The following is a 4,732-nucleotide window of genomic DNA, read 5'->3' on the forward strand; positions in this document are numbered from 1 at the left end:
AAAATGGGCAAAGAATGTAAATACAAATGCATATCGTGTATATGATGCCGATGTACCTGAATATTCAGCTGCAATAGATTACTACAATGGTTTTTATGTAATTTATGCTTATAAGGCTCCTGCTAAGGTAAATCCTGTTATTGCAAAACGCCATGAACTTGATATGGTAAGTGCAACTGTTGATGTAACAGGTGTTAAAGGCGAAAGAGTAATTTTAAAGAGCCGTGAAGTTAAAAAAGGTGACAGCCAGTACGAAAAAGCTCAAGAACAGAAAAATGAGTTTATGGTTGTAAATGAGGACAATGCTCTTTATCGTGTAAATCTATATGATTATCTTGATACAGGTCTGTTCCTTGATAGCAGAATCATAAGAAAGATGATTAGAGAGGAAGCTAAGGGCAAGGATGTTTTAAATCTGTTCTCATACACATGTACTGCATCTGTTGCTGCAGCACTTGGCGGAGCTAAATCAACTGTAAGTGTTGATATGTCAAAGACATATCTTGAGTGGGGAATAGAAAACTTCAAACAGAATGCCTTATCACTTGAAAACAGTGAGTTTATTCAGGCTGACTGTTTATCATGGCTGTCAAGTGATCAGGGACGTTTGTTTGATTTAATCTATATTGATCCTCCAACCTTCTCAAATTCAAAGCGTATGGAAACAAGCTTTGATGTAAAAAGAGATCATGTAGCTTTACTGTCAAATCTTATAAGACACTTAAAAGATGGCGGAAAGGTTATTTTCTGTACAAATCACAGAGGCTTTAAGTTAGATGAAGAATCTTTATTAGAGTATGGCTTTGAAATTAATGATATTTCAAAGGCAACACTACCACGTGACTTTAAGCGTAATGAAAAGATCCATTCTTGCTTCACTCTTGTTTATTCAAAAGAAAAGCAGCAAAAAGAGATTGCTCCTATGGTTAGCGTAAAGTCAGCTCCAAAGTGGCAGAAGACTTTAAATGAAAAACCAAAGAGCACATATCACAGCTATTCAAATACAACTAAAACATCAAGAGATGACGATTTTTCAAATGAAAGAACAAATCGTGTATGGGGTAGTGCTGCAAAGAGTGTAAATTCAAGAACATTTAGATCAAATTCTGACAGACAGAGCTTTAAAAAGGATTTTAAAAAGCCATCTGACAGACAGAGTGCACCTAGAAGAAAGCCAAGAGTTTTCGGTCCTGACGGAGTTAAGGATATCTAATGGCTTTAGTTTCTATAATTGATGCATATTTAAACAATGGGGCCGACAGAGTTTTTGAAGGTGCCACTTTTGCAGTTGAGGAAGGTGAAAGGATCTGTCTAGTTGGCAGAAATGGTACAGGAAAGTCCACTCTTTTAAGCGTCATTGAGGGCAAAAGAGAGCTTGATTCAGGAAGAATTATCGTTCAGTCAGGACTTAAAATCGCATCATTGTGTCAGGATCCTCCTGCTTATGAAAGTGGCTGTGCCTATACACTTGCAGCATCTTCATATCCTGTTGTTGGATTGGCGCTTGCAGAATTTTATACCTGTACTGATCCTAAAAGACTAACAGAGCTTTCAGAGTTTCTTGAAAAGCACGATGGTTTTGTTGTTGATGCTACTGTAAAGAAGGTACTAAACAGAATCGGATTAAATCCAGATACCCCATTAAAAAGTCTTTCTGGCGGTAACAGAAGAAAGGCTGCTTTAGCTGCAGCTTTAGTTTGTCAGCCTCAATTACTTCTTTTAGATGAACCTACAAACCATCTTGATATTGAATCAATCTCCTGGTTTGAAGAAGAAATCAAGAATTTTAAGGGTACAATCATCTTTGTAACCCATGACAGAATCTTTGCTGACAATCTTGCATCGAGAATAGTTGAGCTTGATAGAGGTAAGCTGTATTCATATCCAGGTTCATTTAACCGCTATATTGAGCTTAGAGATGAAAGACTTAGAAAAGAAGAGCTTGCAAACATTGAGTTTGACAGAAATCTAGCACAAGAAGAAGCATGGATTAGACGCGGTGTAAAAGCAAGACTTGCAAGAAATGAAGGCCGCGTTCGAGACCTCATGCAACTAAGAGAAATCAGAGCTAACAGACGTGATCGCATGGGCAATGTGATTATGGAAGCTAATGTATCTGAACGCTCAGGCAATCTTGTATATGAAATAAAAGACATTACTCTTGGCTTTAATGACAAGAATGTTGTTGAGAATTTCTCTGCAACTGTAATGAGAAAAGACAGAATCGGCATTACAGGTCCTAATGGCGCTGGAAAAACCACACTTATAAAGGCATTGCTCGAACAGATAAAACCAAAGACTGGAAAGTTAAGAGTTGGTGTAAATGTAGCAGTTCAGTATTTTGATCAGTATCATGAAGCTCTTGATCTTGAAAAATCTGTCGCTGACAACGTAGCTGATGGTCATACTGAGGTTTGTATAAACGGAAAAAACAAGCATGTGATTTCATATCTTGCAAATTTCCTCTTCACAGGCCGTAGAGCGAGATCACCTGTTAAGGTATTATCAGGTGGTGAGAAGAACCGTCTGCTGCTTGCAAGACTTTTTGCAAAGTCATCAAACGTGCTCATTATGGATGAGCCTACAAACGATCTTGATCTAGAAACACTAGACTTACTTGAAGATCTGATTTCTTCTTATGAAGGAACTGTTATTGTTATCTCTCATGACAGAGCATTCCTTGATAAGATAGCTACAGAAACATGGGTATTTGATGGTGAAGGGCATATCGAATCTGTTGTAGGTGGCTGGTCAGATGTGCTTGCCTATTATCAGAGAATTAAAAAGGAAGATACTGTTAAGAAAGCACAGACAGTTCAGAAAAAGGAAAATGAAAAAAAGGAAAAGAGCAGTAAATCAGGACTTTCCTTTACGCAAAAGCATGAACTTGAACAGCTCCCTTTGAAAGTAGAAAAACTAGAAGAAGAGATTAGTATACTTGATGAAGAGCTCAATAATCCTGATACATATTCTGATGGTGGTCAAAAGGCAAGAGAACTCAACGAAAAGAGAGCAACACTTCAGAGTAAGCTTGATGAGCTTTATTCAAGATGGGAAGAGTTAGAACTTCTGAATGCACAGTAGACAGGAGTAAAAATGGCTGCATTTTTTTCAAAATTTGATTTACATACACACTCAAATGCCTCTGATGGTGCTCTTACACCTACGCAGCTTGTTCAAAGAGCACACGAGAGAGGAATTACTCATCTTGCACTAACTGATCATGATTGCGTGGATGGAATAAAAGAGGCTAAGGAAGCTGCAAAAGGATTGCTTACACTTATTGAAGGTGCTGAGCTGTCAGCATTATTCAATAATGAGCAGATCCACATTGTAGGTTTATTTTTAGATACACAATCTCCTGCATTAAAAGAGTATCTTAAAAATCAGAAGATAAAGAGAATTGAAAGAGCTGTAGCCATTGGCGAAAAACTTGAAAAGCAGGGCTTTAAAAATGCTTATGAAGAGTGTAAGAAAAGGGCAGCTCCTGGTGCATCTATAACACGTGGCAACTATGCTCGATATATTGTTGAAATGGGAAGAGCACAAAATACTGATGAGGCTTTTTCAGTTTATCTTAAAAAAGGAAAGAGCTGCTATGTAAAGACACAATGGCCTGATGTAAGTGTAGCTGTAAAGGCTATTCTTGAATCAAATGGTGTCCCTGTTTTAGCTCACCCAAGACGCTATCAGATGACAAATACAAAGTTAAGAGAGTTAATTGAGTATTTTAAGTCATGTGGCGGTGTTGCAATGGAAGTTGGTTCAAGTCAGATGAGCCCATCTGACAGAGATTTTATTGCAAAACTTTGTGAAAAGTATTCTCTTCTTGCATCTCTTGGCAGTGATTTTCATGTTGAAGGTGCATACAGAGAGCTTGGATATAATCTAATAATTCCTGATTTTGTTAAGAAGGTATGGGAACATCCTTTAGCAAAGCCTTATAATTTTCCAGAAGAAAACTCATAATTTATAAGGAGAGCCTTATGAAGCGATCTTTAAAGTGGATCAGCATCCTTACGCTTTTTATAGTGGCACTGTACTTTGCAGGCGTTTATGCAACAGGATATGCTATAAGATATGGTCTTAAGAATATTGACCAATATGTAAAAAAAGGTTTGAATGTTCAAACAAATACAAAGAATGTTGATGATATATTTGAGCTCTCCTATACAAGTGAAAAATCATCCTTATTCACTGAAAATGGTTATATTTCCCTAAAGATTGATAAATCAGTAAAAAAGACCCCTGTTAATTTTTCAATAGGATTTGTAAATGCAGAATTTTTTGCTGATACAAGTGCTGTAAATTCAACTGTTTTCAAATTATTTGACGATGTATTAGAAGATTTCTTAGGTCAGAGTATTGATAGAAGCATAAAGCTAACCTCATCAAAAAGCTCTATTAAAGGAAGTGCAGGTATCCTTAAAGGTGCTCAAGTAGATGTATTATTTAATGCACCTTATAAATCAAATAAAAAGAAATTAACATTTGAAGCTTTGGTTAATGCATCTTTGAGTAAAAACATAAGTGCATATGTAAATTCATCAGATTTGTTTTTTGCAGATTTTAGTGCAAAAAAGATTGAGTTAAACCTTGGTTTTTGCGGTTTTGACAGACTAGAGCGTTTTGATTCAATAAATCTTAGTGCTGATAATCTTAGCTTATCAAATTTGAAATTTACCGATCTTAATTTAATAGCTACCGGCATTAACAATACAGATGAATCATT

The 4,732-nt window shown here is 36.4% G+C and carries 4 protein-coding genes; all 4 read left to right on the forward strand.

All coding sequences use genetic code 11. The annotated features are described in order from the left end of the window. On the forward strand, positions 1-1,213 hold a 1,213-nt coding region (locus ACJML3_RS05940), incomplete at its 5' end, for a class I SAM-dependent methyltransferase (RefSeq protein WP_406021478.1). Beyond that, positions 1,213-3,084 (forward strand): ATP-binding cassette domain-containing protein, encoded by a 1,872-nt coding sequence (locus tag ACJML3_RS05945; RefSeq protein WP_406021480.1) that lies wholly within the window; start codon positions 1,213-1,215, stop codon positions 3,082-3,084. The genes ACJML3_RS05940 and ACJML3_RS05945, both read left to right, overlap by 1 nt. A 12-nt stretch (positions 3,085-3,096) precedes the next feature. Beyond that, the gene (locus ACJML3_RS05950) at positions 3,097-3,969 is read left to right on the forward strand and encodes a PHP domain-containing protein (protein ID WP_406021482.1); all 873 of its coding nucleotides are present in this window, start codon (positions 3,097-3,099) and stop codon (positions 3,967-3,969) included. Between the two features lie 17 nt (positions 3,970-3,986). Next, on the forward strand, positions 3,987-4,732 hold a 746-nt coding region (locus ACJML3_RS05955; protein ID WP_406021484.1), incomplete at its 3' end, for a hypothetical protein.

Source organism: Succinivibrio sp. (genome assembly GCF_045124615.1).
GTDB classification, from domain to species: domain Bacteria; phylum Pseudomonadota; class Gammaproteobacteria; order Enterobacterales; family Succinivibrionaceae; genus Succinivibrio; species Succinivibrio faecicola.